Origin of the sequence: Flavobacterium sp. C3NV (assembly GCF_046825355.2) — a bacterium.
Classification (GTDB): Bacteria; Bacteroidota; Bacteroidia; order Flavobacteriales; family Flavobacteriaceae; genus Flavobacterium.
In genome coordinates, this window is sequence record NZ_JBKQBJ020000006.1 from 1 (window position 1) to 23,755 (window position 23,755).

A 23,755-nucleotide genomic window follows, 5' to 3' on the forward strand; every position below is an offset into this window, starting at 1 on the left:
CCTTTTGTGGTGGGGTTCACCACAAAAGATTGGAAGGACAGCGGGAAATAGCTCCTAATCTTTATTAAATTCCAAATCTTTAAAATTCCAAATTCCAATAAAAGCTAATCTATGTATTAGTATGTGAAAATTGCTCATATATATTACAGTAGAAACTTGTCCTTATATAATAGGTGCAACAAACCCGAAAAGTTTGGAATCTGTCGGGTTATGAATTCAGTTCTACTATAATATATAGACAAAAGCCAGACTGATTGAAGGAAATTGATTCCGCCCTACTTATATTAATAGTATAAACATGAATATATGTATTGTATGTATTTCTGTAATGCGTTATATTTGCATTCACAAAATTATAAACAATGATTAAGATTACTTTACCCGACGGGTCAATTAGAGAGTTTGCTTCAGGCATAACTCCGATGGAGGTTGCTAAGAGCATTAGTGAAGGATTTGCAAGAAACGTGATTTCTGCGTCTTTTAATGGTACAACAATTGAAACCGAAACTCCATTGACGACCGACGGTAGTCTTATTTTATATACATGGAATGATGCTGAAGGGAAAAAAGCTTTCTGGCATTCGACTTCGCACGTAATGGCGCAAGCACTGGAAGAATTGTTCCCGGGAATTAAACTAACTCTTGGGCCTGCAATTTCTAACGGTTTTTACTATGATGTGGATTTTGAAGATCAGAAGATCACTGATGCTGATTTTAAAAAGATCGAAGACCGTGTTCTTGAGATTTCAAGAGGGAAACATGAGTTTAAAATGCGTCCGGTTAGTAAAGCAGATGCTTTAGAACTATATAAAGATAACGTTTACAAGACTGAATTGATTTCGAATCTTGAAGACGGAACTATTACTTTTTGTGATCATGCTACTTTTACTGATTTATGTAGAGGTGGACATATCCCAAATACTGGTATCATCAAGGCTTTTAAAATTATGAGTGTTGCGGGTGCTTACTGGAGAGGTGATGAGAAAAACAAACAGCTGACTCGTGTTTACGGAACTTCTTTCCCAAAACAAAAAGATTTGACTGAATATCTTGAACTTCTTGAGGAGGCCAAACGTCGTGATCACCGTAAATTAGGTAAGGAACTTGAATTGTTTGCTTTCTCCCAGAAAGTTGGACAAGGTTTACCTTTATGGTTACCTAAAGGTGCTGCGCTTAGAGATCGTTTGGAGCAATTTTTGAAGAAAGCCCAGAAAAAGGCCGGATACGAGCAAGTGGTTACTCCACATATTGGTCAGAAAGAACTTTATGTTACTTCTGGTCACTATGCTAAATATGGTGCTGATAGTTTTCAGCCAATACATACTCCTGCCGAAGGTGAAGAGTTTTTATTGAAACCAATGAACTGTCCTCACCACTGTGAGATCTATAATGTAAGACCTTGGTCGTACAAAGATTTACCTAAGCGTTATGCTGAATTTGGTACTGTATATAGATATGAGCAATCTGGTGAATTACATGGTTTAACTCGTGTAAGAGGGTTTACTCAGGATGATGCGCATATTTTTTGTACTCCGGAACAATTAGATGAGGAATTTAAAAAAGTAATTGACTTGGTACTTTATGTATTTGGTTCGTTAGGTTTTGAAAACTTTACTGCTCAGATTTCGTTGAGAGACAAAGAAAACAGAGATAAATATATTGGTTCTGATGAAAATTGGGAGAAAGCTGAGAATGCGATTATCAATGCTGCGGCTGACAAAGGACTGAATACTGTTGTAGAATATGGCGAGGCTGCCTTTTATGGTCCTAAGCTTGACTTTATGGTAAAAGATGCTTTGGGAAGACAATGGCAATTGGGAACTATTCAGGTTGATTATAACCTTCCTGAGCGTTTTGAATTGACTTACAAAGGCGCTGATAATGAATTACATCGTCCGGTTATGATTCACAGAGCTCCTTTTGGATCTATGGAACGCTTTATAGCAATTTTACTGGAGCATACAGCAGGAAATTTCCCACTTTGGCTTATGCCAGAACAGGCTATAATCTTGTCTTTGAGCGAGAAATACGAAATATATGCTAAAAAAGTTTTAGATTTGCTAGAAAATCACGAAATTCGCGCCCTAATTGACAACCGAAGCGAGACTATTGGTAAGAAAATTAGAGATGCTGAAATGCAAAAAATACCGTTTATGCTTATTGTAGGTGAGGAAGAGGAGAAAAACGGAACTATTTCGATCCGTCGTCACGGGCAAGAAGGAAAAGGGAATATTACAGTTACAATTGATGAATTTGTCGCTATTGTAAACGAAGAAATAAAAAAGACATTAAAAGTTTTTACAGTTTAACTTAAATTATAAAGTCATAGCAATAAGAAGCAACAGAGGTTACCAACCTCGAGTAGAAAAAAAAGATGCACACAGAATAAATAACCTTATTCGTGGTGTACAAGAAGTAAGACTAGTAGGCGAGAACATCGAACCAGGTGTGTTTAAGCTTGCAGAAGCTTTACGTTTAGCGGATCAGTTCGAATTGGATTTGGTTGAAATTTCGCCAAATGCTGAGCCGCCGGTTTGTAAAATCATGGATTACAAGAAATTTGTTTACGAACAAAAGAAACGTGATAAGGTATTAAAAGCTAAATCAACGCAAGTTGTAGTAAAAGAAATTAGATTTGGTCCTCAGACGGATGAGCATGATTACGAATTTAAAAGAAAGAATGCTGAGAAGTTCCTAAAAGAAGGTGCTAAACTAAAAGCTTTCGTTTTCTTTAAAGGACGTTCTATCATCTATAAAGATCAGGGACAAATTTTATTACTTCGTTTGGCTACAGACTTAGAAGAGTACGGTAAAGTGGAAGCTATGCCGGTTTTGGAAGGAAAGAGAATGATCATGTTCATTGCTCCTAAAAAGAAAAAATAGTGTCAGTTTACAGTTTCAGCATTCAGTTCCTGAGTTTGAAACTGTAGATTGAAACAAAGATATAAGTAAGTAAGAATAAATTAAAACACTAGGAAAAATGCCTAAAATGAAAACAAAATCTAGCGCCAAGAAACGTTTCAAAGTTACTGGTTCTGGAAAGATTAAAAGAAAGCATGCTTTTAAAAGTCACATCTTGACTAAAAAATCTAAAAAACGTAAATTAGCTTTGACTCACTCAGCGCTAGTTCACAAAACAGATATGAAAAGCATTAAACAACAATTAAGAATTATCTAATAATTCTTTAGGTTAAAAAATTATTTATATAACCTTGGAGTATGGCTTTTAAGTTCCTTTGATTTAATTCAGGACGCCTGCTACAAAAACACATTAAAATTATGCCAAGAGCAGTAAATTCAGTTGCTAAAAGAGCAAGAAGAAAAAAAATAATGAAGCAAGCCAAAGGTTTCTTTGGTAGACGTAAAAACGTTTGGACAGTTGCTAAGAATGCAGTAGAGAAAGCAATGTGCTACGCTTACCGCGATAGAAAACAAAACAAAAGAAATTTCCGTGCATTATGGATTCAACGTATCAACGCTGGAGCTAGATTGGAAGGAATGTCTTATTCTCAATTCATGGGTAAAGTAAAAGCTAACGGAATCGAATTGAACCGTAAAGTTCTTGCAGATTTAGCAATGAATCACCCTGAAGCTTTCAAAGCAATACTTAACAAAGTAAAATAAACGTTTTATAAACTCAATTTAGATTACTTACTTATCATAGAAAAACCATTCGCTAACGCGAGTGGTTTTTTGCTTTTAGTATCATTTGGAAATTCTTGTTTTTAAGAATTAAATTTTAAAAGTACATTTGTTACACAATCATACACATTATGCAAAAGGCGCTTTTACAACATATTGAAAAGATAGTACAATTAGACTCTGAAGAAATAGATATTCTGGATTCTTGCTTAAACATCTCCACTATTAAGAAAAAGGAACTTGTAGTAGAAGAAGGTCAGGTTTGTAACACGCTTTACTTTATTATTAAAGGCTGCATGCGACAATATATCATCAATGATAAAGGAGCTGAGCAAACGCTTCAGTTTGGGATTGAGAATTGGTGGATTACAGATTATCTGAGTTATCATAATCAGATTCCGTCTCATTTTTATATACAGGCTGTAGAAAAATCAGAGGTAATTGCTATAGAAAAATCAACTTTAGAATCCATTTTGTTTCAGATCCCCAAACTGGAACGTTACTTTAGAATTGTTGCACAAAAATCTTTTGGTGCTGCACAAATGCGAATCAAATTTTTATTTACCATGTCAGCAGAAGAAAGGTATCATCATTTTAATGGTTTGCATCCTGAATTTGTTCAACGCGTTCCGCAATACATGCTTGCCTCCTATCTGGATTTCTCGGCAGAATTTATGAGTAAAATCAGAGCGGGCAAAATCTAGATTCATTTCTTGAAGTACTTCAAGTTTTTTAAAACAGTTATCCCTGACCTTTGTATCAAACTTTAAAAAATAAGTAAAATGAAACCAAGAATTGTTATTCCAACAGTTGCTCCTGAAGCATATGAAGCTTTAATGAATTTAGAAAAGTACAACGCAACGACCTCAGTAACTCCTATACAAAAAGAGCTAATAAAAATTCGCGCCTCCCAAATAAATGGCTGTGCATTTTGCCTTAACATGCACACTGCAGATGCCAAAAAATATGGTGAAACTGAAAAACGTATTTATTTGATAAGTGCATGGCGTGAAGCAGATGTTTTTACTGAAGAAGAACAGGCAATATTAGCTTTAACCGAACAAATTACTATGATTACTAATCATGTTTCTGACGAAGTTTATCAGAATGCTGCACGTCTTTTTGATGATAAATATTTAGCAGAAATCATTTTGATCATTATTACTATTAATTCCTGGAACAGACTTGCCATAGCAACAGGAATGAGAGCTGTTTAATTTCAGGAATAAATTCTGCAGATATATTCGGGCAATACTTACAAATAAAGACTTATTGCCCTTATAACACTGAATATCAATTAGAAAACAAAACATCAAATAAACACAAAATACCGTATTTCTACTCTTTTTTAAGAATTAAAATTCTTTATTTTTGGCGCATGATACCACAGATATAATGCGCAGTTTTCTCTATATAATTTTTACTTTTCTGGTCTTTTTTTCCTGCCAACAGAGTAGCAATAAAACTCTAAATCAAAAAAGTACAAAACCACAAATTGACAAACTAATTAAAGTTGCCAATAGCTTTTATGATAATAATGATTTTGATAGCGCTTTCTATTATTATAATAAAGTAAAATTTATCTGCCATCCCGTAACTGATGCTGTAAGCTACGTAAGTACTTTAAACAGAATGGCGGACATTCAGCAAAGTCACGGTGATTATGCAGGAAGCGAATCTACAGTTACTGAAGCACTACCTTATCTAAAATATATAAAAAACCCGGAATATACATGGAATAGCTATGTTATTTTAAGTATTAATTACCTAAACACATATGACTATAAAAATGCAACATTATACAATCAAAAGGCTTTACAGCTACAAACTGTTCCATGGCGAAATCTAGCTGCTCAAAATAACATTGCCGTCATTTTGATTGAAGAAGAGAAATACAAAGAGTCTCTGGAAATCTTTCTTTCCTTAATTACAAAAGAAGAAGTAATAAGTGATGATTTGTTTTATGCTAAAGCATTAGACAATGTTGGGTTTTGCTATTTTAAAACAAACGACTTTGAAAAGGCTATTTATTATTTAAACAAAAGCCTTGAAATAAGACAAGAGAAAGGCAGCCCTTTTGATTTAGGAAAAAGCTATCTTCATTTGGCAAAATTCTATGAAAAAAGAAATGCTGCCCTGGCAAAAAAATACATGCTGTTAAGCTACAATCAATTCACCATTGTTAATAATGCTGATGAAAGATTATCTTCACTAAAACTAATTACCCAAAATAGTTCTGGCGCAGAATTGAAAAAATATTCTACGAAGTATGTCGATCTCGTTGACAGTGTTTTTGAAGTAAGGCAGAAAGTCAAAAATCAATTTGCGCGCGTAAAATATGATTCTAAAAGAGAAAAGGACGAAAATTTAAAACTTAAAACTCATAAGGCAGAAAACGAACTACAGCTGGAAAGGCAGAAAAACCGAAATATAATTGCGTATATTATTATTGTACTTAGTTTGAGCTTAATAATAGTACTCTACTTATACCTCACTTCGAGAGGAAAGAAAGAAAAAATTGAAGCAACTTATAAAAGCGAAACCCGAATCGCTAAAAAATTACATGATGAACTTGCCAACGATATTTACCATACCATGGCATTCGTTGAAAACAAAAACCTTGCACTAACTGAAAACAGAGAACATTTATTAAATAATCTTGATATTATATATTCGCGAACCAGAGATATATCAAAAGAAAAATGCTCTATTATTACCGATGAAAATTATGTTTCAGGTTTAAAAGAAATGATTTTAGGATTTAATACCTCAAACGCGAGCATTATTCTAAGCAATCTGGAAACAATTTCCTGGAATACTCTAAATAGAAATAAAAAAACAACAGTCTACAGAGTACTTCAGGAACTACTTGTAAACATGAAAAAACATAGTAATGCTTGTTTAGTAGAAATTAATTTTAAAGAAAAAGAAAAAAATATTATTATCAATTATACCGATAATGGAAAAGGTGCCGACCTAACAAAACTATCTTTTAAAAACGGACTTCATAATGTTGAGAACAGAATTCATTCCATAAAAGGAAAGATCGACATAGATTCAGATCCCGGAAAAGGTTTTAAAGTCTTTATAAAAATGCCATTGTTATGATAAAAAAGATTTTCAAATCATTTCAGAATAAAACATTTTTAAAATATTCTTTGTCAATTCTCATTTTTTTAATGTTAGGATGCGTAATTTATTTATTAAAATCACCAAAACATGAATCTGTTATTAAAAGAAATCATAACAAATCTGAGATACGAAAAGTACTTAATAAAGCAGATATTCTTTTCGATTCCTACGAGTTGAACGGATCATACGATTATTTTAATAAAGCGCAATTACTCTGCGATACTGATATCTATTACATAGAATATGTGTATGCGCTTACCTGCATGGCTGCAATTGAACAAATGCAGGGTGATTTTGTTGCTAGTGAAATATTACTAACAAAAACACTTCCGCATTTAAAAAAAATAAAAAAACCAAGGTTCGCTGCAAATGTCTATGAACAATTTGGTGCCAATTATTATTATACATACGATTATAAAAATTCTCTTTTATACTATCAAAAAGCATTACACCTTAAAACCAGTTCGTTTAGAAAGATAACTGTTCTTAATAGTATTTCTCAAATATATCTAAGGCAGAAAAAAGTAAAGCTTGCAGAAAGCATATTGGTTCCTTTATCAAAAATTAAAACAATTTGCAAAAATAATAAGTACGTAAATGATTATGAATATGCGAGAATTTTAGATGATGTAGGACTCTGTTACCATCAGCAGGGTAAACCGGAAGCTATTGAGTACTATAAAAAAGCTCTGGCCATACAATTAAGATTAAAAGATAGCTATGCTCTTTTATATACTAATTTGCACATTGCTGAATATTTTCAATTAAGCAATCCTCAAAAAGCACAGCCTTATGCAAAAAAAGCCTACTTGCTATCGAATGAATTAAATGATGCATCTAACAAACTTCAGAGCTTAAAATTACTAGCGAAGACTAGTGAGGGGAAAAATTTAAAAGAATATTCTGCTAAATTTATTCAACTCGCTGATAGTATTGAAAAAGCCAGAAAAACGGCCAAAAATCAATTTGCCGAAATTAAATATTACTCTAAAAAAGACAAAGACGAAAATCTGCACTACAAAGCAGAAAAAGTAAAAAATGAGCTGCAGTTAGAAAGACAAAAAAATCGCAATATTATTTCGTACATCATTCTTTTTTTTACCACCATGTTCAGTTTATTTCTTTATTGTTATTTAACTATTAAAGGAAAGAAAGAAAAAAATGATGCGGTTCTTAAAAGTGAACTACGTATTTCGAATCAATTAAGTGCCGAACTGACTCATGATGTTTACGAGACATTGACATTTGCAGAAAATATTGATTTGACAAATGAAGGTAATAAAGAAAAATTGTTGAACAGCCTTGATGCTATTTACGCAAGAACAAGAAATATTTCTAAAGAAAATAGCGCTATTTCTACGGGAAAACATTATGCAAGCGCTTTAAAAGAGATGATTTCGGGATTTAAAACTCCTGAACTGAATATTTTATTAAACGGTTTTGACTCTATTTTATGGCATGATATCGAAAAAAACAAAAAAATAGTGCTTTATAGAATTTTACAGGAGCTATTTTTCAACATGAAAAAACACAGTCAGGCAACTTTAGTGAGTATTAATTTTAAAATAAATGACAAAACCATGACGATAATTTATAACGACAACGGGATTGGAACGAAAAATAGTACACCAAATTTTAAAAATGGATTGCAAAATGTGGAAAACCGTATTAAAACTATAAATGGAAATATTATTTTTGACAACAATTCAGAAAAAGGATTTAGATTAAGTTTCACCTTTCCTTTGTAAACACCATTATATGTTCAAAAAAGTTTTAGTTGCCGAAGATTTAGACAGTATAAGCATAGCCGTTATTCAGGTACTTGAAGATTTACAAGTTCAAACCATTGATCATGTGAAATATTGCGATGATGGCTTATTAAGAATAAAAAAAGCATTGCTTGAAAACGAGCCTTATGATCTACTCATAAGCGATTTATCTTTTAAGTCTGATCATCGTAATATCACACTTTCGAGCGGCGAAGAACTTATTGAAGCAGCAAATGAAGTTCAGCCTAAATTAAAAAAAATAGTATTCTCTATTGAGGATAAGTCGTATCGTATAAAATCTCTTTTTTATGATTTAAGCATAAATGCATATGTTTCAAAAGGAAGAAACAGTATTACTGAATTAAGAAAAGCGATTGAAGGTACTTTTAGAAACGAGGAAAAAATTCTTTCTTCAGATTTATCTTTTAGTTTTAATGATAAAGCATTGATTGAAATTGAATCTTATGATATTTCGATTTTAAAGCTTTTGGCTAAAGGTTATATTCTGGAAAATATTTCGAGTGAGTTTAAAGCTTCATCAATAACTCCAAACGGAACCAGCAGTATCGAGAAACGCATCAATAAATTGAAAATATACTTTAAAGCTAACAATAACGTACATCTAATTGCAATTGCAAAAGATTTTGGTTTAGTGTAAATTTTATAACCTTTTTACGGAATCCCGTAAGGAAATGATTTTTTATAGATTTAAGTTTGTGTAGAATTTATTAACCACCTAATGAAAACTAAATATAAAAGTAATTCAGGGAAGAGTTTGCAGCGAATGTTCATCTCAAAAATTAATACTACTCAAAATAAAATCGTTATGAAAACCATGTTACTTTGTCTTTTTCTATCCTTAAGTTTTGCATTTGTTTCTGAAAAAACAGGCTGGCTTGAAATAGACTGGAAAATTATTTTCATACCCGCTCTTCTTGTCTTGCAAATCATCATCATAGGAACTGCTTTAAAAAACAGGTATAAAAAAGAATAATTTATATTTTCTTCACAATATATTCCTTACGATGAACGAAATCTATACAAATCAATTTCATCTAAAGTAAACCACGCGTCTAAAAATTTTAAATGCTTATATTTGAATTTTTACCTATAGCATGAAATATATTTTAAGTTTTGTTCTTTTATTTTTTACCGTTCTCACCTTTTCACAAACTAAAATCCTATCCTGGAATTTAGAAAACTTTGGAAAATCTAAATCAGAATCTGAATTAAATTTTATCGCCAACACTATCTTAGATTACGATATTGTAGCGATTCAGGAAGTTGTTGCAGGATATGGCGGCTCACAAGCTGTTGCTAAACTTGCGATGTTACTAAATGAAAAAGGCACAAAATGGGATTATTCTATTAGTGATCCGACAAGCAGCAGCAGTTACAAAAGAGAGCGTTATGCTTTTCTTTGGAAAACCAGCAAAATCAAACTAAAAGGAAATGCCTGGTTAGAAAAAAAGTATCATCTGGAAATTGACAGGGAACCTTATTTTGCAACTTTCGAAATAAATCAAAAGACTATTACTCTGGTTAATTTTCACGCTATTACCAAGAGCAAACAACCAGAAACCGAAATTAAATACTTTAAATTTCTTCCTCTTGAATACCCTAATTTAAATTTAGTATTTTTAGGTGATTTTAATTGCCCTCAATCCCACACGGTATTTAATCCTTTAAAAAAAATGGGGTACTCTCCTATTTTACAAAATCAAAAAACAACATTAAAACAGCAATGCAAAAACAATATTTGCCTCGCTTCTGAATTTGATAATATGTTTTACAAAACAAGTATTATAGAATTTATGAATTCTGGTATAGTTCCGTTTTACAAAAATTTTAATTCATTAAAAGAAGCGCGAAGAATATCGGATCATATTCCTATTTGGTTCGAATTTTATCTGAAGTAATTATGTTTTTAATTTCTTCTTTTTTGCGGCAGGAAACAAAACGTTATTCAGGATCAAACGATATCCCGGAGAGTTTGGGTGCAGATCTAAAACTGTGGGTGGATCTCCTACCTGATGTTGAAAATCTTCAGGATCATGTCCTCCAAAAAAAGTAAACATTCCTTTTCCTTTCTCGCCATGAATATATCGTGATTCGCCATTAAGTTCACAGGTTCCCATTATTAAAACATTCGATTTTATCAATGATGTATCAAAAGACGTTGTCTGCCCCATAAATCCTTTTACTAATTGTGTATGATTTTGGCACAACATACTTGGAATTGGGTCCCATTTTGCAGAAAATTCCATTAAGGTAAAATAATCTTTTTCCATCGGGATTCTGCGCTTAGCCGTCATATCAATATCTGAAAACTCATATACCTCGGGTTTTCTTTCTAATGTAAAGTCTTTAAAAGCAAATGAATTTCCGTAATTTAATTTTGATTGGTAATTAGATTCGCTGGCATCACCATCAAACATAGCTTCGCAAATATCAACACCATCGGCAGAAAGTGCAATATCGAAACTATCTGTTGCAGAACACATCGCAAACATAAATCCTCCGCCAATAACAAAATCCCGAATTTTTTTTGCAACCGCTCCTTTTTCTTGTGATACTTTACTATAACCTAATTTTGCAGCTAAAGCTTCGGCATCTCTTTTTTGGTCTATATACCAGGGTGTATTTTTATATGCAGCATAAAACTTACCATATTGTCCGGTAAAATCTTCGTGATGTAAATGCAACCAGTCATAAAGCAATAATTGATCACTTAAAACCTCTTCATCATAAATAGGAGTAAAAGGAATTTCGGCATAAGTTAAAACTAATGTTACAGCATCATCCCAAGGTTGTTTTCCTTTTGGGGTATAAACAGCAATTTTTGGTGCTTTTTCGAGAATAACCGATTCCATATTTTGTGACGGACTAGAGATGTCGTTTAAAATAGAGGCTTCTTCAGTATCCGAAAGTACTTCAAAGCTTACTCCGCGAATCTTGCATTCTTTACGAATTTCGTCAGCATCAGGCAACAAAAATGAACCTCCACGATAATTAAGCAACCAACTTGCCTTATAATCTTTACTTAAGCACCAATAAGTTATTCCGTATGCTTTGAGATGGTTTTGTTGTGTGGTTTCGTCCATCGGAATTAAGATAAACGAAGCTTTTGCTGTAAATGAAAGTAGAAATATGAAAATATAAACTAAACTCTTATTCATTAGAAAATTATTTTAGTAAAGATATAAAGTAAGCTTTTAAAAACACAACAGATATGCGGGTTTTATACTTTTTTTAATGTTAAATAAGGGTTTATGAAAAATAAATCATAGGTGCATTTTTCTCAAAATCAGGTAGAAACACCTATTTCATAAAAATATATTATTGTTACATTTGCTGTCCCGAGTCATCAAACTAATCAATGAAAAACCAAAAACCATGAAGTTTAATGATAGTAATAACCAACCAAAGGGGATGAATGTAATGCAAAAAATAGCTTTATGCTTACTTGTCTTATCAATAATTTTGTATTACGTACTTTCGATTCAGTTTTTGACAAGTTAGATTTTAAATTGTTAAAACTGCAATTTCGTTTTGAATCGCGTACACGACTAATCCGGCAATATTTCTGGATTCTGTTTTTAGTAATAAATTGTTACGATGTCCCTCGACAGTTCGCGGGCTTAAATAAAGATGCTCAGCAATTTCTGTGGTTGTTTTTTGCAGGCAAATGAGCTGAAGAATTTCTATTTCGCGAGGAGAAAGAAAACTTGTTTCTAAATTTCCTTTTGAATTTTTAGTCGAAATAATGGTGTCCTGAATTGTTTTTAGAACATTCTCACTATAATAAAAACCTTTTTTTGCAACTTGATTTATAGTGTGAATTAAATCCTTTGGCGTTGTATTTTTGATTAAGTAAGCAACAGCCCCAACCTGAATCATGTTTGCAATAAACGATTTTGTATCATAACTGGTTAAAGCAATTATTTTAATTTCAGGAAATAATTTTCGGATTATTTTGGTGGCTTCGACACCATTAAGAACAGGCATTTTCAAATCCATCATAATAATATCTGGTTTGATTATGCTGTCATTTAAATTAGACAGAAGTTCTTCTCCGTTTGATGCTTCAAAAATAATATCGATATTATCTTCTCTTTGCAATAAAAAAGATATTCCTTTCCGGAATAAAACTTCGTCATCTACTAAAGCAATTTTAATAGCGGCACTCATTTTTATTTGATTTTGGTCGTTTGGTTCGTCGAAATTACAAAATATCAAACGAAAACAGCTTCAGAATCTTAACATATTAAACAAAAAGAGTGTTTGTTTATCGATTTTAACTTAAAAAGTGAAAATTACAGCAACTCCGTTACCCTTTTCAGAAGTCATTTTTATAGTGCCGTTCAAAAAAGAAATCCTACTGTCGATATTTTTCATTCCCAATCCTTTTTGATTTTCAACATTTTCAGTATCAAGTCCTACTCCGTTATCCTGATAATTACAGGTCAGTATTCCGTTTATGTTTTTAAATGTAATGTGTATTTCGGTAGCTTTTCCGTGACGTAAAGAATTATTCATCAATTCCTGCAAAATTCTAAACACATGTAAATGCCGATCGATATCCTTATCATCAAAATCAACTTCATTCTTATATTTTACTTTTACAGATTTACTGCTTTCAAATTCTTCGCACAACTCTTCGACACCAGCACTAAGTCCGAATTTCTCAAAAACCGGAGGCAACAAATTATGGGCAATTTTTCTTGAATTCTCTAATGCTTTTGTGGTTAGGTTAATAATATTATCTGTAATCTCTTTTGTTTCGGCTTCGGTTAAATTTGGGGCGGAAAGTAAATGGGTATTTAATGAAACAATATTAAGTTTAGAACTAATATCATCATGTAAATCCTGAGCAATTCGTTTTCGCTCTTCTTCCTGAGTAACAATCACAGCATGCAATTGTTCTTTTTGATATTGCAATATCAAATCTCTTTTCTCTAATTCTTTTTGAATTATTTTTTTTCTTGAGAGATAAAAAAATGCGACTAAAAAGACCGCTACCACCATAAAAAAACACGAAGTATACAGAATTATGGCGACAATTTCTTTTTCATAAACCGGACTTCCATTCATATTCAAATATTAATTTTCTTTTTAGAACTAAAGCTAACTTTCCATTGAAATAAAATAAAAAGGTAATACGCCAAAAGCAAAAAAGCATTTAAAGTCCAACTCATCAACTTGAATTCATTACTCAAACCAATAGTTAAATTGCCTACCAAAAATAATATTGTGCTAGTCAATAAATAAAAAACTACACCAATTGTAAAATAGTAATACTCTTTATTACTGGTAAGCATATTATAAAAGTGCAATAAGGCATACACAACAATTAACAATGAAGTAATGGTAATCGCGAACAAATTGAATTTTAAAAACTGAGTAAAATCAATGCAAAACTGAATTCCTAAAATCAAAAGAGTTACAACAAGACTCCATATTACAAAAGTTTTTTGCTGTTTGTATTTTAAGATGGATCTATAAAACAAACCCAGCAAAATTATTTGGCCAATAAAAAAGATATTAATGGCAAATAAATTATTCATTGCAAAACGATACATCAACTCTAAACTAAATTGCATTATAAAAACAAATGCAAGATAAAAAACAAAAAAAACATTAGCTTTTTCCAAACGGAAAAAGCTATATGTATACAGCACTAAGTTTATTAATAAAACAAAATAGGCCGAATATATTACAAGATCAACCATTATAGAGGACCTGTTGGATCTCCAAAAGGAGGGCATGGCCTAGCTCCATCATACAAAACTGCTGTACCTAGATCACCATCTAAAAAGACGTCTTCATAAATACCTGTTTTTTCATTTAATTTAGCTCCTACAAACATTAAAGTTTGTTCTCCAAGCTCATTAATTCCTTTATAAGCTCTGGTCGCATCAATTTTTAAAGATTCTTTAAGTTTCAAAATTGCTTCTAAGCTTTCTAAAGGTACTAAGTAAGCGTTTACTGAATCTTTTTCTCTACCCTCTGGAGAATCTTTGTACTTTTTTGACCATTCCTGACCAACAGCTAAACTGATTTCAATTTTACCTGGAAATTTTTCTTGTGACATAATCTAAATTTGTTTTTGGTTGTTAATTAATATGCAATTGTTGGAATCAATTGTTTGGCTAAACTACTCAATTTTATCAAAAAAGTTAACATTTAAGTATAAAAAAAGCCTCATAAAGAGGCTAATTGTATTATTAAAATGGAACATCACTGTCGTCATCATCGTCATTTAAGTTACTTCCAAATGCTTCATTAGGCGATGGTAAATTTTTGGTTATAAACGGATTCTCTTCATGATTCATTTTTGATGGTAAATCGTCGTAACTACCTGAAAAATCATCAAGGTTATCAAACTTACCAAGGTGTCCTATAAATTTCAATCGAATGTTTTCGATACCACCATTACGGTGTTTGGCGATCATAATTTCTGCCTGACCTGTTGTTGGCGATGCCTCATCATCATCCCATTCTTCAATTTTGTAATATTCAGGACGGTATAAGAACGAAACAATATCAGCATCCTGCTCAATCGCTCCAGATTCACGAAGATCCGATAGTAACGGACGTTTACTAGAACCACGCGTCTCTACCGCACGCGATAACTGAGACAGTGCAATTACCGGAACGTTAAGCTCTTTTGCCAAGGCTTTTAAGTTTCGGGAAATTGTAGAAATCTCCTGCTCACGATTTCCTCCTCCTTTATTATTTCCTCCGGCAGTCATCAACTGCAAATAATCAATAATAATAATCTTGATACCGTGCTGCGAAACCAAACGACGACATTTTGCTCTTAAATCGAAAATAGAAAGCGACGGCGTATCATCAATAAACAAAGGTGCTTTTTCTAAGTTTTTTACTTTGGTACTCAGCATTTCCCATTCGTGAGGCTCTAATTTACCGGTACGCAATTTCTCTGATGACAATCCTGTTTCTGATGAAATTAGCCTGGTAATCAACTGAACCGATGCCATCTCCAGAGAGAACAAAGCCACTCCATGCCCGTACTGAATAGCAATATTTCTTGCCATCGAAAGTACAAAGGCCGTTTTTCCCATCGCAGGTCTCGCCGCGATAATAATTAAATCCGAAGGCTGCCATCCCGAAGTCAGTTTATCCAGATTATGAAAACCAGTTTCAACACCACTTAAACCTTCCTGTTTTGCAATTTCTTCAATCTTCTTTTTAGCCTGAAGTACTAAACTCTGAGCAGTTTCAGAACTACGTTTTATATTTCCTTGCGTTACTTCATATAGTTTAGATTCGGCCTGATCAAGCAAATCAAATACATCGGCAGTTTCATCATAAGAAGCTTCGATAATTTCAGTCGAAATACGAATCAAACTTCTTTGAATAAACTTTTGAAGAATAATACGCGAGTGAAATTCGATATGCGCCGAAGATGCGATTTTTTGTGTAAGCTGAATTAAATAAAAATCTCCTCCAGCCAATTCTAATTTTCCATTTTTCTTCAACTGCGTCGAAACCGTCAACAAGTCAATTGGCTGTGTTTCTGTAAAAAGCTGAACAATTGCTTCAAAAATATATTTATGCGCCTCTTTGTAAAAAGCATCTCCTTGCAAAATATCAATTACATCATCAACACCTTTTTTATCAATCATCATTGCCCCAAGCACAGCTTCTTCTAAATCAAGAACTTGCGGAGGAAGCTTTCCTTTTTCTAAACTAATTACTGAGGGTTTATTTACCTTTGCGGGGTTTGCATTTTTGAAATTTTCCATATAGCGAAAGTAGCAAAATTTAAAAAAAAATTGCTATCGAGTTATAACTATTAATTGTTTATAAATAAGATAATTTTGTTCATAACCAAAAAAAAATCCGAAACTGTAAGGCTTCGGATTTTAAATCGTTTTACATGAATTTATTCTTTATACTCGCCCATATTACTGTATTTGTCCATTCTTTGGGCAATTAAGTCGGCTGTTGATAAGTCTTTCAATTCATTATATCCTTTAGTGATGTATTCCGCTACTGTTTTAAAAGTAGTTTCGCGATCGTAATGTGCTCCACCCAGCGGTTCTGGTATTACGTCATCCACTAATTTTTGTTTTTTCATGTCAGATGAAGTCAATTTTAAAGCATCTGCAGCACGTTCTTTGTACTCCCAGCTTTTCCATAAAATAGACGAACACGATTCTGGTGAAATTACCGAGTACCATGTGTTTTCTAACATATATACTTTATCACCAACACCAATTCCTAAAGCTCCTCCAGAAGCACCTTCACCCACGATAATCGTAATAATTGGCACTTGCAAACGAACCATTTCGAAAATATTTCTGGCAATAGCTTCTCCTTGTCCTCTTTCTTCGGCTTCAAGACCTGGATATGCACCCGGAGTATCTACAAGAGTTAAAACCGGAATTCCGAATTTCTCTGCCATTTTCATCAAACGTAAAGCTTTACGGTATCCTTCAGGATTTGCCATACCAAAATTACGGTACTGACGTGTTTTTGTATTAAAACCTTTTTGCTGACCCACGATCATAAACGACTGACCGTTTACTTTCCCTAGTCCGCCCACCATAGCTTTATCATCTTTAAAATTTCTGTCTCCGTGAAGTTCTAAAAATGTATCTCCGCAAATAGCTCTGATATAATCTAAAGTGTAAGGTCTGTTTGGATGCCTTGATAGCTGAACTCGTTGCCAAGCCGTAAGGTTTTTATATATATCTTTCTTAGTTTGTTCTAATTTTTTGTTGATTTCCTTGCAGGTTGATGTTACATCAACATCAGATTCTTTTCCAATTATAACACACTTTTCTAACTGTTCTTCAAGTTCTTTTATTGGAAGCTCAAAATCTAAATATTCCATGGATTTTTGAATTTTGTTTTTAAATCGAACCGCAAATATAAAAATATTATATCATTGGTGTGATTAAATCGTATTTAAAATGTAAAAATGTAATTTAAAAATAAGGAAATTATTACACTTCCTTCTTATTTTTATAATGTTTAAAAACGCCGTTTAGGATAACTGTAATTACAATTATCAAGGCGCCAATATAAAATTCTGTGCTCATTTTTTCTTTTCCGCCTAAAATAAAATAAGCCAGAATAATTCCGTAAACAGGCTCTAAATTAGTGGTTAACATTACTGTATAAGGCGTTAATTTCTGCATCACTTTTACAGATGCTGTAAAAGCATATGCGGTACAAACCGATGCCAAAACCAATAGCAAAATCCAGTTATTTAATGACATGGTAAAGAAATCTGCATTGAATTTTCCTTGTATCAAAAAATAAATCGAAATAAAGAAAACTCCCGCGCCAAACTCATAGAACGTGATTACCGAAGGTTCATGGTCAGAAATCAACTTTCCATTCATTAAGGTAAACAAAACTCCCAGAATAATAGAAGCCAAGGCATAATACATTCCTTCCAGGTATCTTACTTCTACCCGCATGATTAAGGCTAAACCTGCTATAATAATTAATCCGAAGAAAACTTCATAAAATAAAATTTTTCTTCCGTAAAAAAGCGGTTCAAGCAAAGAAGCAAAAAAAGCGCCTAACGAAAATATCGAAAGTGTTATTGAAACATTCGAAACATGAATCGCCTTGAAAAAGAAAATCCAATGCATTGCTATCAGCAGTCCAACAAAAATTAATTTAGCAAAAGAAGTGGCCGAAATCACGAAAGATTGTTTCTTATAAACGATAAAACCAGCCAGAAAAATCCCCGCAAGAAGCATTCTAAACCATACTAAATTTTCAGCATCAATAGTGATCAAAGCGCCAAGAACAGCCGTGAAACCCCAGATAAAAACAATTAAATGAAGATTTAAATAACTTTTTAAATTATCGTTTCGCATTACGTAATAAGTATACTGCCAGAATTCCGAAAACAATATTCGGGAACCAGACAGCAAATAAAGGTGAGAAAGTAGATTTTTCGGCAAGAGTACCGAATATTTTATCAAAAAATACGAATGAAAATGCAATTGCAATACCAATCGCAAGATTCGTTCCCATACCACCACGGCGTTTCATAGACGAAACCGCTACGGCAATAATAGTTAGAATAAAAGCAGAAACCGGTACGCTGTATTTTTTGTAAAGTACTACCAGATAAGTATTAATATTTCCTGAACCTCTTTTACGTTCCTTTTCGATAAAATCAATCAGCTTACCTAACGGAAGCGTCTCAGCAATATAAACCACCGGAGTTAAATCGGCCAGTTCAAATTTGAAAGCCACATTCTTTTCAGGTACTTTTTCTATTTTATCATTCAGTTCGCCAAGGGTTCTTTTGGTATAATCGTACAGAATATAGATTTTCTTTTTAGGATCCCATTTAATACGACTTGCAGTAATTTTATACGTTAACTGCTCTTTTTCAAAATGTTCCAGCGTAAAATTAAAAGCCGTTTTAGACTCTTCATTAAAACTATTTACAAAAATAAAATCGTTGTCATTAATCTGTCTGTACACATTGGTATTCTCCCCGCGCATCAGCTGTTTTCCGTTTCCTTTTAGATACGTATACCTAAAATTATTAAAACCTTCACTGGCAGCCGGAACGATGAAAAAACCCATTAAAAGCACAAAAACCGAAACGATCGAAGCACCAATAATATAAGGCCGTAAAAAACGAGTAAACGAAATTCCTGAACTTAAAATCGCAATAATCTCTGTATTATTCGCCAATTTTGAGGTAAACCAAATAACCGATAAAAACAAAAATATCGGAAACAAGGAGTTCGCAAAATAAATCGTAAAATTGTAATAATAGACTGCAATTGCTGTAAACGGGATCTTGTTCTCCAGCATTTTATTCACCTTTTCAGAGACGTCAATTACAATCCCAATCGGAATAAATAATAAGATCATCACCGAGAAAGTGGCTAAATATCTTTTTAAAATATACTTATCTATTATTGTTAACATAGTAAAGTTTAATCGATTATTTGTTTAATCGTTTAACCGAATAAACGATTAAACAAATCAACATATTTTAAAGTCTTTGACTCATATTTTTAACCATCATTTCCTTCCATGGTCTAAAATCTCCTGCTAAGATATGTTTTCTGGCTTCACGAACCAACCACATATAAAAACCAAGATTATGAATCGTTGCAATTTGTTTTCCTAAATATTCGTTAGCTGCAAATAAGTGACGTAAATATGCTTTTGTATATTCAGTATCTACAAAAGTATGCCCCATTTCGTCGATTGGCGAAAAATCAGCTTCCCACTTTTTGTTTTTAATGTTGATTGTTCCGTTTGCTGTAAACAACATACCGTTTCTCGCATTACGAGTTGGCATAACACAATCGAACATATCAATACCTAACGCGATATTTTCCAAAATATTAATAGGAGTTCCTACTCCCATTAAATAACGAGGTTTATCTTCAGGCAAAATTTCGCAAACCACTTCGGTCATCGCGTACATTTCCTCAGCAGGTTCACCTACAGATAAACCACCAATGGCGTTACCCTGTTGTCCTGCATTGGCAATATATTCAGCAGATTGCTGACGTAAATCTTTGTAAGTACTTCCCTGAACGATCGGGAAAAAAGTTTGCTCGTAACCATATTTATAAGGTACTTTATCCAAATGATTGATACAACGATCTAACCAACGGTGTGTCATGTGCATCGAGCGCTGTGCATATCTGTAATCGCAAGGATAAGGCGTACATTCATCAAAAGCCATAATAATATCAGCCCCAATTGTACGTTGAATTTCCATTACACTTTCCGGTGAGAAAAAGTGGTATGAACCATCAATATGCGATTTAAACTTTACACCTTCTTCTTTAATTTTTCTGTTATTCGAAAGAGAATACACCTGATATCCACCAGAATCAGTCAAAATATTACGATCCCAATTCATGAATTTGTGCAATCCACCCGCTTTTTCAAGAATTTCTGTCTGCGGACGTAAATATAAATGGTATGTATTTCCCAGGATAATATCGGGATTAATATCTTCTTTTAGCTCACGCTGGTGTACCCCTTTTACAGATGCAACCGTTCCAACAGGCATAAAAATAGGCGTTTCGATTACGCCGTGATCTGTAGCAATACTTCCCGCTCTCGCTTTAGATTGCGGATCTTTTTTCAATAAATCAAACTTCATCTGTTTCTTTTTTCAGTCGGCAAAGATAGGCTAATTTCAGGAAAATTTAATCAATAAGATAATTTGTCCATTAGAAAATGAAATAATGATTTTCACCAACCCAAAAGCTTTGTTTTTCGAGTTGGAATTTTGGAATTTTGAATTTTTGAATTTTTGAATTTTGAATTTTGAATTTTGAATTTATTTTTTTTCATGGGCGTTTCCGCCGCGGCGGATCGGGCTATTTGCTACAAGTCCTCGCACTTCCTTCGTCAGGCTGCGGGCTTTTCACTTCTATCCCTAACGCAAACATGCGACAGCTTTTCGACAAATAACCTAAATGTAAAAGTTACAACAACCACATTGCTAAAATGTAACACCACAACAGTATTAAGCGATTAACTTTAATAATTAGAAAAGAACAAAATTAATATTCATTAAAAATATAGAAACCATGATAAATTCAGAAGAAAAAAATCCTGTCGATTTAGATCAAATTAAGGACGATCAAATCGAAAGAAATCTGGAAAACTTAGATTATCCGGCAACCGAAGATATTTACAATCAGGAAGAAAAACTAGAAGATATTGATCCTGAAGGAATTTCAGGCGAAAGAACAGTCATTCAAAATGATAACAATGACAACGAATGGAAACAAAATAGTGACAAACTCGGAAACGATTTAGATATTCCGGGCTCAGAGCTTGACGATGAGCAGGAAGAAATTGGCTCTGAAGATGAAGAAAACAATTTTTATAGCGAAGGCGATACAGAATAAGCCCTTTTTGTCCCAGATTACAATAATTACAATAGATTTTTGCCACAGATTATAAGTTAATAGATTTTTCTAAATCAATTTAATCTTGTAATCTGTGGCAAACTTTTTTATATGCGGTCAATACGTAATAGTAATTTCAGGTTTTCATCTTAATTATTAATTCGTATAGGCTCTGTTGATTTAAAAACAGGAACAAAAAGAGAAGTATTAATTGTATTTTTAACAGGTATTTTATCTGAAGTAATTGTCACAATAATATTCGTAGATTCTCCAGCAATTATAGTTGGTTTATAAAAATACTCCAATACTTTTTCATTATTATTATCATAAATAATTATGTTGTCACCAGAAATACTTTCAGTGGCATCATCATCAAAGCTTAATACCGTATTGTTTTGTGAAAGAATAACAGTTGGATCATAATTAGAAGTGATAGATGCTGTATATCCAAGCGATTTTAGTTCATCAGATAATTCATAGATAATAATTTTTCTACCTGTTATTGGTTTTAAATCTAAAACCAATTCAGAATTATTGCCTGAAACTACATCTTTATAAACTAATCCTGTATCCCATTTTAAATATGGCACTTTAGCATTAGCTTCATCAAATACTTCTTGCGCTGATCTAGAATCAACTTTCACAAATCTTTCCTTTAATGAATTTCCAGTGTAAACAATACTGTTTGGCATTAAATCTCCATTTCCTAAAGCTTGAAATGCAATCTTGTTTCCTGGCTGTATGTTTTTCAATACGATAGCGTCATCAGCATTTACATCATCATTAGCAACTATGTCGAATTTTATAATAGTCGAAGGACCACCAGTATTTGAATATATAATTAATGATAAAAAATTTAACTCCACATATAATATTCCCCTTTTAATTGACTTTCCTGTCGTTGTACTCAAACTATTATTTAGCCTTACTGGAACATTTGCAGTCAAACCACCTGATTTTTCGACTCCTAATTCTTCAGTTGAACAACTAAGGATACTAAATAACATCATCAACCCTAATAATTTTTTCATTTTTCTTTTTTAATTGTTTAAAAATCTATTCTTAAATATTTTGTTTTACCTTCTTTTGAAGTTCGAATTTTAAAAAATAATCAGAGGATCCTTTAATATCAAAAAGAGAAGGTTATATGTTGATCTGCTATTTTTTTTATTTACTCATTTATATTAGAAGGGTTTATAAATCTTCTAGTTAAATCTCACAATTAAACAAATTTAAATGCTTTTAAATAATAAAAAAGATCCAATAGGCCATAAAAACACTACAATAAGACATTTCAAACAACTTTATAAGAATAGATATCAGCTTTTTTCGTTATCCACAATAAAAAGATCCAAAATTTAACAATTACAGCAAACTAAAGCGAAAAATCATTTGTCAGCCCGCAAAATAAAAATTACTTTTGCACCAGTTTAACTTTTATACATAAAATGAAGCCTAACACACAACAATTAAGCGATTTAACTATCCAAGTAAGAAGAGATATTCTTCGAATGGTACATGCTGTCAACTCAGGTCACCCAGGTGGTTCACTAGGTTGTACTGAATTTTTGGTAACACTATACCAAAACATTATGGAGCGTAAAGAAGGTTTTGATATGGACGGAATTGGAGAAGATATTTTCTTCCTTTCAAATGGTCATATTTCTCCTGTATTTTATAGCGTATTAGCACGTAGCGGTTATTTCCCTGTTTCAGAACTTGCAACTTTCAGATTATTAAACTCACGTTTACAAGGGCACCCAACAACTCACGAAGGATTGCCTGGAGTTCGTATGGCTTCTGGTTCATTAGGACAAGGTTTATCTGTAGCTCTTGGTGCTGCACAAGCAAAAAAATTAAATGGTGATAATCACTTAATCTATACTTTACACGGAGACGGTGAATTACAAGAAGGTCAAAACTGGGAAGCGATCATGTATGCTTCTGCTAAAAAAGTAGACAACCTTATTGCAACTGTTGACGTTAACGGAAAACAAATTGATGGTACAACTGACGAAGTTTTAGCAATGGGAAGTATCCGTGCAAAATTTGAAGCTTTTGACTGGGACGTTCTTGAAATCAAAGAAGGAAACAACATCGATGCTATCATTGCAGGTTTAACAGATGCAAAATCAAGAACAGGAAAAGGAAAACCAGTTTGTATTTTATTATATACTGAAATGGGTAACGGAGTTGATTTTATGATGCATACTCACGCTTGGCATGGTAAAGCACCTAACAATGACCAATTAGAAAGTGCTTTGGCTCAAAACTATTCTGCAGATCAAATCGACTATTAAAAAAGTGTTCAGTCTC

General features: G+C 32.8%; 24 protein-coding genes. 13 read left to right on the plus strand and 11 right to left on the minus strand.

Annotation, left to right across the window (positions count from 1 at the left end; genetic code table 11):
* The first annotated feature begins 362 nt into the window (after positions 1–362).
* The 11 genes from thrS to ACIDC4_RS10165 all read left to right on the plus strand — a co-directional run bounded on the left by thrS (position 363) and on the right by ACIDC4_RS10165 (position 10,462).
* Complete coding sequence (thrS, locus tag ACIDC4_RS10115; RefSeq protein WP_412044499.1) at positions 363–2,309, plus strand: threonine--tRNA ligase; 1,947 nt, start codon at positions 363–365, stop codon at positions 2,307–2,309.
* 22 nt (positions 2,310–2,331) lie between these two features.
* The gene (infC, locus tag ACIDC4_RS10120; protein ID WP_072964996.1) at positions 2,332–2,883 is read left to right on the plus strand and encodes a translation initiation factor IF-3; all 552 of its coding nucleotides are present in this window, start codon (positions 2,332–2,334) and stop codon (positions 2,881–2,883) included.
* Positions 2,884–2,980: 97 nt separating this feature from the next.
* Positions 2,981–3,178, plus strand: coding sequence for a 50S ribosomal protein L35 (gene rpmI / locus ACIDC4_RS10125; protein WP_022827375.1), 198 nt, complete (start codon positions 2,981–2,983; stop codon positions 3,176–3,178).
* A gap of 101 nt (positions 3,179–3,279) precedes the next feature.
* Positions 3,280–3,624, plus strand: a complete 345-nt coding sequence (gene rplT / locus ACIDC4_RS10130) for a 50S ribosomal protein L20 (protein WP_041515545.1) — start codon at positions 3,280–3,282, stop codon at positions 3,622–3,624.
* A 149-nt stretch (positions 3,625–3,773) separates the two neighbouring features.
* Positions 3,774–4,346, plus strand: coding sequence for a Crp/Fnr family transcriptional regulator (locus ACIDC4_RS10135; RefSeq protein WP_412044498.1), 573 nt, complete (start codon positions 3,774–3,776; stop codon positions 4,344–4,346).
* 78 nt (positions 4,347–4,424) lie between these two features.
* Positions 4,425–4,859, plus strand: a complete 435-nt coding sequence (locus tag ACIDC4_RS10140; RefSeq protein ID WP_412044497.1) for a carboxymuconolactone decarboxylase family protein — start codon at positions 4,425–4,427, stop codon at positions 4,857–4,859.
* Positions 4,860–5,013: 154 nt separating this feature from the next.
* Positions 5,014–6,750, plus strand: a complete 1,737-nt coding sequence (locus tag ACIDC4_RS10145) for a tetratricopeptide repeat-containing sensor histidine kinase (protein ID WP_412044496.1) — start codon at positions 5,014–5,016, stop codon at positions 6,748–6,750.
* Positions 6,747–8,522 (plus strand): tetratricopeptide repeat-containing sensor histidine kinase, encoded by a 1,776-nt coding sequence (locus ACIDC4_RS10150; RefSeq protein ID WP_412044495.1) that lies wholly within the window; start codon positions 6,747–6,749, stop codon positions 8,520–8,522. The genes ACIDC4_RS10145 and ACIDC4_RS10150 overlap by 4 nt, the downstream gene beginning before the upstream one ends.
* A 10-nt stretch (positions 8,523–8,532) precedes the next feature.
* A complete protein-coding gene (locus ACIDC4_RS10155) occupies positions 8,533–9,201 on the plus strand; it encodes a DNA-binding transcriptional response regulator (RefSeq protein ID WP_412044494.1) in 669 nt (222 codons plus the stop codon).
* A gap of 81 nt (positions 9,202–9,282) precedes the next feature.
* The gene (locus ACIDC4_RS10160; protein WP_412044493.1) at positions 9,283–9,537 is read left to right on the plus strand and encodes a hypothetical protein; all 255 of its coding nucleotides are present in this window, start codon (positions 9,283–9,285) and stop codon (positions 9,535–9,537) included.
* Positions 9,538–9,658: 121 nt separating this feature from the next.
* A complete protein-coding gene (locus ACIDC4_RS10165; RefSeq protein ID WP_412044492.1) occupies positions 9,659–10,462 on the plus strand; it encodes an endonuclease/exonuclease/phosphatase family protein in 804 nt (267 codons plus the stop codon).
* Here ACIDC4_RS10165 and ACIDC4_RS10170 read toward each other — a convergent pair whose 3' ends face one another.
* From ACIDC4_RS10170 to tgt, 10 genes are all read right to left on the minus strand, one after another.
* Positions 10,463–11,722 (minus strand): asparagine synthetase B, encoded by a 1,260-nt coding sequence (locus ACIDC4_RS10170; protein ID WP_412044491.1) that lies wholly within the window; start codon positions 11,720–11,722, stop codon positions 10,463–10,465. It abuts the gene before it with no gap.
* Positions 11,723–12,068: 346 nt separating this feature from the next.
* Positions 12,069–12,734 (minus strand): response regulator, encoded by a 666-nt coding sequence (locus ACIDC4_RS10175; protein WP_412044490.1) that lies wholly within the window; start codon positions 12,732–12,734, stop codon positions 12,069–12,071.
* 111 nt (positions 12,735–12,845) lie between these two features.
* A complete protein-coding gene (locus tag ACIDC4_RS10180) occupies positions 12,846–13,637 on the minus strand; it encodes a sensor histidine kinase (RefSeq protein ID WP_412044489.1) in 792 nt (263 codons plus the stop codon).
* A gap of 2 nt (positions 13,638–13,639) precedes the next feature.
* Complete coding sequence (locus ACIDC4_RS10185) at positions 13,640–14,146, minus strand: hypothetical protein (protein ID WP_412044488.1); 507 nt, start codon at positions 14,144–14,146, stop codon at positions 13,640–13,642.
* Positions 14,147–14,274: 128 nt separating this feature from the next.
* On the minus strand, positions 14,275–14,637 hold the full coding sequence (locus ACIDC4_RS10190) for a hypothetical protein (protein WP_412044487.1): 363 nt from the start codon (positions 14,635–14,637) through the stop codon (positions 14,275–14,277).
* A gap of 133 nt (positions 14,638–14,770) precedes the next feature.
* Positions 14,771–16,315 (minus strand): replicative DNA helicase, encoded by a 1,545-nt coding sequence (gene dnaB, locus ACIDC4_RS10195; protein WP_412044486.1) that lies wholly within the window; start codon positions 16,313–16,315, stop codon positions 14,771–14,773.
* A gap of 140 nt (positions 16,316–16,455) precedes the next feature.
* Positions 16,456–17,409 carry an acetyl-CoA carboxylase carboxyltransferase subunit alpha gene (locus ACIDC4_RS10200; RefSeq protein ID WP_412044485.1) on the minus strand — a complete coding sequence of 318 codons (954 nt, stop codon included), beginning with the start codon at positions 17,407–17,409 and terminating at the stop codon, positions 16,456–16,458.
* 112 nt (positions 17,410–17,521) lie between these two features.
* A complete protein-coding gene (locus ACIDC4_RS10205) occupies positions 17,522–18,409 on the minus strand; it encodes a DMT family transporter (protein WP_412044484.1) in 888 nt (295 codons plus the stop codon).
* Positions 18,396–19,484, minus strand: coding sequence for an LptF/LptG family permease (locus tag ACIDC4_RS10210; RefSeq protein ID WP_065451207.1), 1,089 nt, complete (start codon positions 19,482–19,484; stop codon positions 18,396–18,398). The genes ACIDC4_RS10205 and ACIDC4_RS10210 overlap by 14 nt, the downstream gene beginning before the upstream one ends.
* Before the next feature lie 67 nt (positions 19,485–19,551).
* Entirely contained in the window at positions 19,552–20,682 is a 1,131-nt protein-coding gene (gene tgt / locus ACIDC4_RS10215) for a tRNA guanosine(34) transglycosylase Tgt (protein ID WP_412044483.1), read from the minus strand.
* A 433-nt stretch (positions 20,683–21,115) separates the two neighbouring features.
* Between tgt and ACIDC4_RS10220 the strand changes: the two genes are divergently transcribed.
* Positions 21,116–21,439 carry a hypothetical protein gene (locus ACIDC4_RS10220; RefSeq protein ID WP_412044482.1) on the plus strand — a complete coding sequence of 108 codons (324 nt, stop codon included), beginning with the start codon at positions 21,116–21,118 and terminating at the stop codon, positions 21,437–21,439.
* A 149-nt stretch (positions 21,440–21,588) separates the two neighbouring features.
* On the opposite strand, the gene ACIDC4_RS10225 is transcribed toward ACIDC4_RS10220, so the two are convergent.
* Positions 21,589–22,470, minus strand: a complete 882-nt coding sequence (locus ACIDC4_RS10225) for a hypothetical protein (RefSeq protein WP_412044481.1) — start codon at positions 22,468–22,470, stop codon at positions 21,589–21,591.
* Positions 22,471–22,887: 417 nt separating this feature from the next.
* Here ACIDC4_RS10225 and ACIDC4_RS10230 point away from each other — a divergent pair, with 417 nt between their 5' ends.
* Positions 22,888–23,739 carry a transketolase gene (locus ACIDC4_RS10230; protein WP_194620285.1) on the plus strand — a complete coding sequence of 284 codons (852 nt, stop codon included), beginning with the start codon at positions 22,888–22,890 and terminating at the stop codon, positions 23,737–23,739.
* Positions 23,740–23,755 lie beyond the last annotated feature (16 nt).

Excerpts from the sequence above, each read along its gene's own strand:
- thrS (WP_412044499.1), top strand. The coding sequence starts at position 363 with ATGATTAAGATTACTTTACCCGACGGGTCAATTAGAGAGTTTGCTTCA.
- rpmI (WP_022827375.1), top strand. The coding sequence starts at position 2,981 with ATGCCTAAAATGAAAACAAAATCTAGCGCCAAGAAACGTTTCAAAGTT.
- rplT (WP_041515545.1), top strand. The coding sequence starts at position 3,280 with ATGCCAAGAGCAGTAAATTCAGTTGCTAAAAGAGCAAGAAGAAAAAAA.
- ACIDC4_RS10135 (WP_412044498.1), top strand. The coding sequence starts at position 3,774 with ATGCAAAAGGCGCTTTTACAACATATTGAAAAGATAGTACAATTAGAC.
- ACIDC4_RS10140 (WP_412044497.1), top strand. The coding sequence starts at position 4,425 with ATGAAACCAAGAATTGTTATTCCAACAGTTGCTCCTGAAGCATATGAA.
- ACIDC4_RS10150 (WP_412044495.1), top strand. The coding sequence starts at position 6,747 with ATGATAAAAAAGATTTTCAAATCATTTCAGAATAAAACATTTTTAAAA.
- ACIDC4_RS10155 (WP_412044494.1), top strand. The coding sequence starts at position 8,533 with ATGTTCAAAAAAGTTTTAGTTGCCGAAGATTTAGACAGTATAAGCATA.
- ACIDC4_RS10160 (WP_412044493.1), top strand. The coding sequence starts at position 9,283 with ATGAAAACTAAATATAAAAGTAATTCAGGGAAGAGTTTGCAGCGAATG.
- ACIDC4_RS10165 (WP_412044492.1), top strand. The coding sequence starts at position 9,659 with ATGAAATATATTTTAAGTTTTGTTCTTTTATTTTTTACCGTTCTCACC.
- ACIDC4_RS10170 (WP_412044491.1), bottom strand. The coding sequence starts at position 11,722 with ATGAATAAGAGTTTAGTTTATATTTTCATATTTCTACTTTCATTTACA.
- ACIDC4_RS10175 (WP_412044490.1), bottom strand. The coding sequence starts at position 12,734 with ATGAGTGCCGCTATTAAAATTGCTTTAGTAGATGACGAAGTTTTATTC.
- ACIDC4_RS10180 (WP_412044489.1), bottom strand. The coding sequence starts at position 13,637 with ATGAATGGAAGTCCGGTTTATGAAAAAGAAATTGTCGCCATAATTCTG.
- ACIDC4_RS10185 (WP_412044488.1), bottom strand. The coding sequence starts at position 14,146 with ATGCAATTTAGTTTAGAGTTGATGTATCGTTTTGCAATGAATAATTTA.
- ACIDC4_RS10190 (WP_412044487.1), bottom strand. The coding sequence starts at position 14,637 with ATGTCACAAGAAAAATTTCCAGGTAAAATTGAAATCAGTTTAGCTGTT.
- dnaB (WP_412044486.1), bottom strand. The coding sequence starts at position 16,315 with ATGGAAAATTTCAAAAATGCAAACCCCGCAAAGGTAAATAAACCCTCA.
- ACIDC4_RS10200 (WP_412044485.1), bottom strand. The coding sequence starts at position 17,409 with ATGGAATATTTAGATTTTGAGCTTCCAATAAAAGAACTTGAAGAACAG.
- ACIDC4_RS10205 (WP_412044484.1), bottom strand. The coding sequence starts at position 18,409 with ATGCGAAACGATAATTTAAAAAGTTATTTAAATCTTCATTTAATTGTT.
- ACIDC4_RS10210 (WP_065451207.1), bottom strand. The coding sequence starts at position 19,484 with ATGTTAACAATAATAGATAAGTATATTTTAAAAAGATATTTAGCCACT.
- tgt (WP_412044483.1), bottom strand. The coding sequence starts at position 20,682 with ATGAAGTTTGATTTATTGAAAAAAGATCCGCAATCTAAAGCGAGAGCG.
- ACIDC4_RS10220 (WP_412044482.1), top strand. The coding sequence starts at position 21,116 with ATGATAAATTCAGAAGAAAAAAATCCTGTCGATTTAGATCAAATTAAG.
- ACIDC4_RS10225 (WP_412044481.1), bottom strand. The coding sequence starts at position 22,470 with ATGAAAAAATTATTAGGGTTGATGATGTTATTTAGTATCCTTAGTTGT.
- ACIDC4_RS10230 (WP_194620285.1), top strand. The coding sequence starts at position 22,888 with ATGAAGCCTAACACACAACAATTAAGCGATTTAACTATCCAAGTAAGA.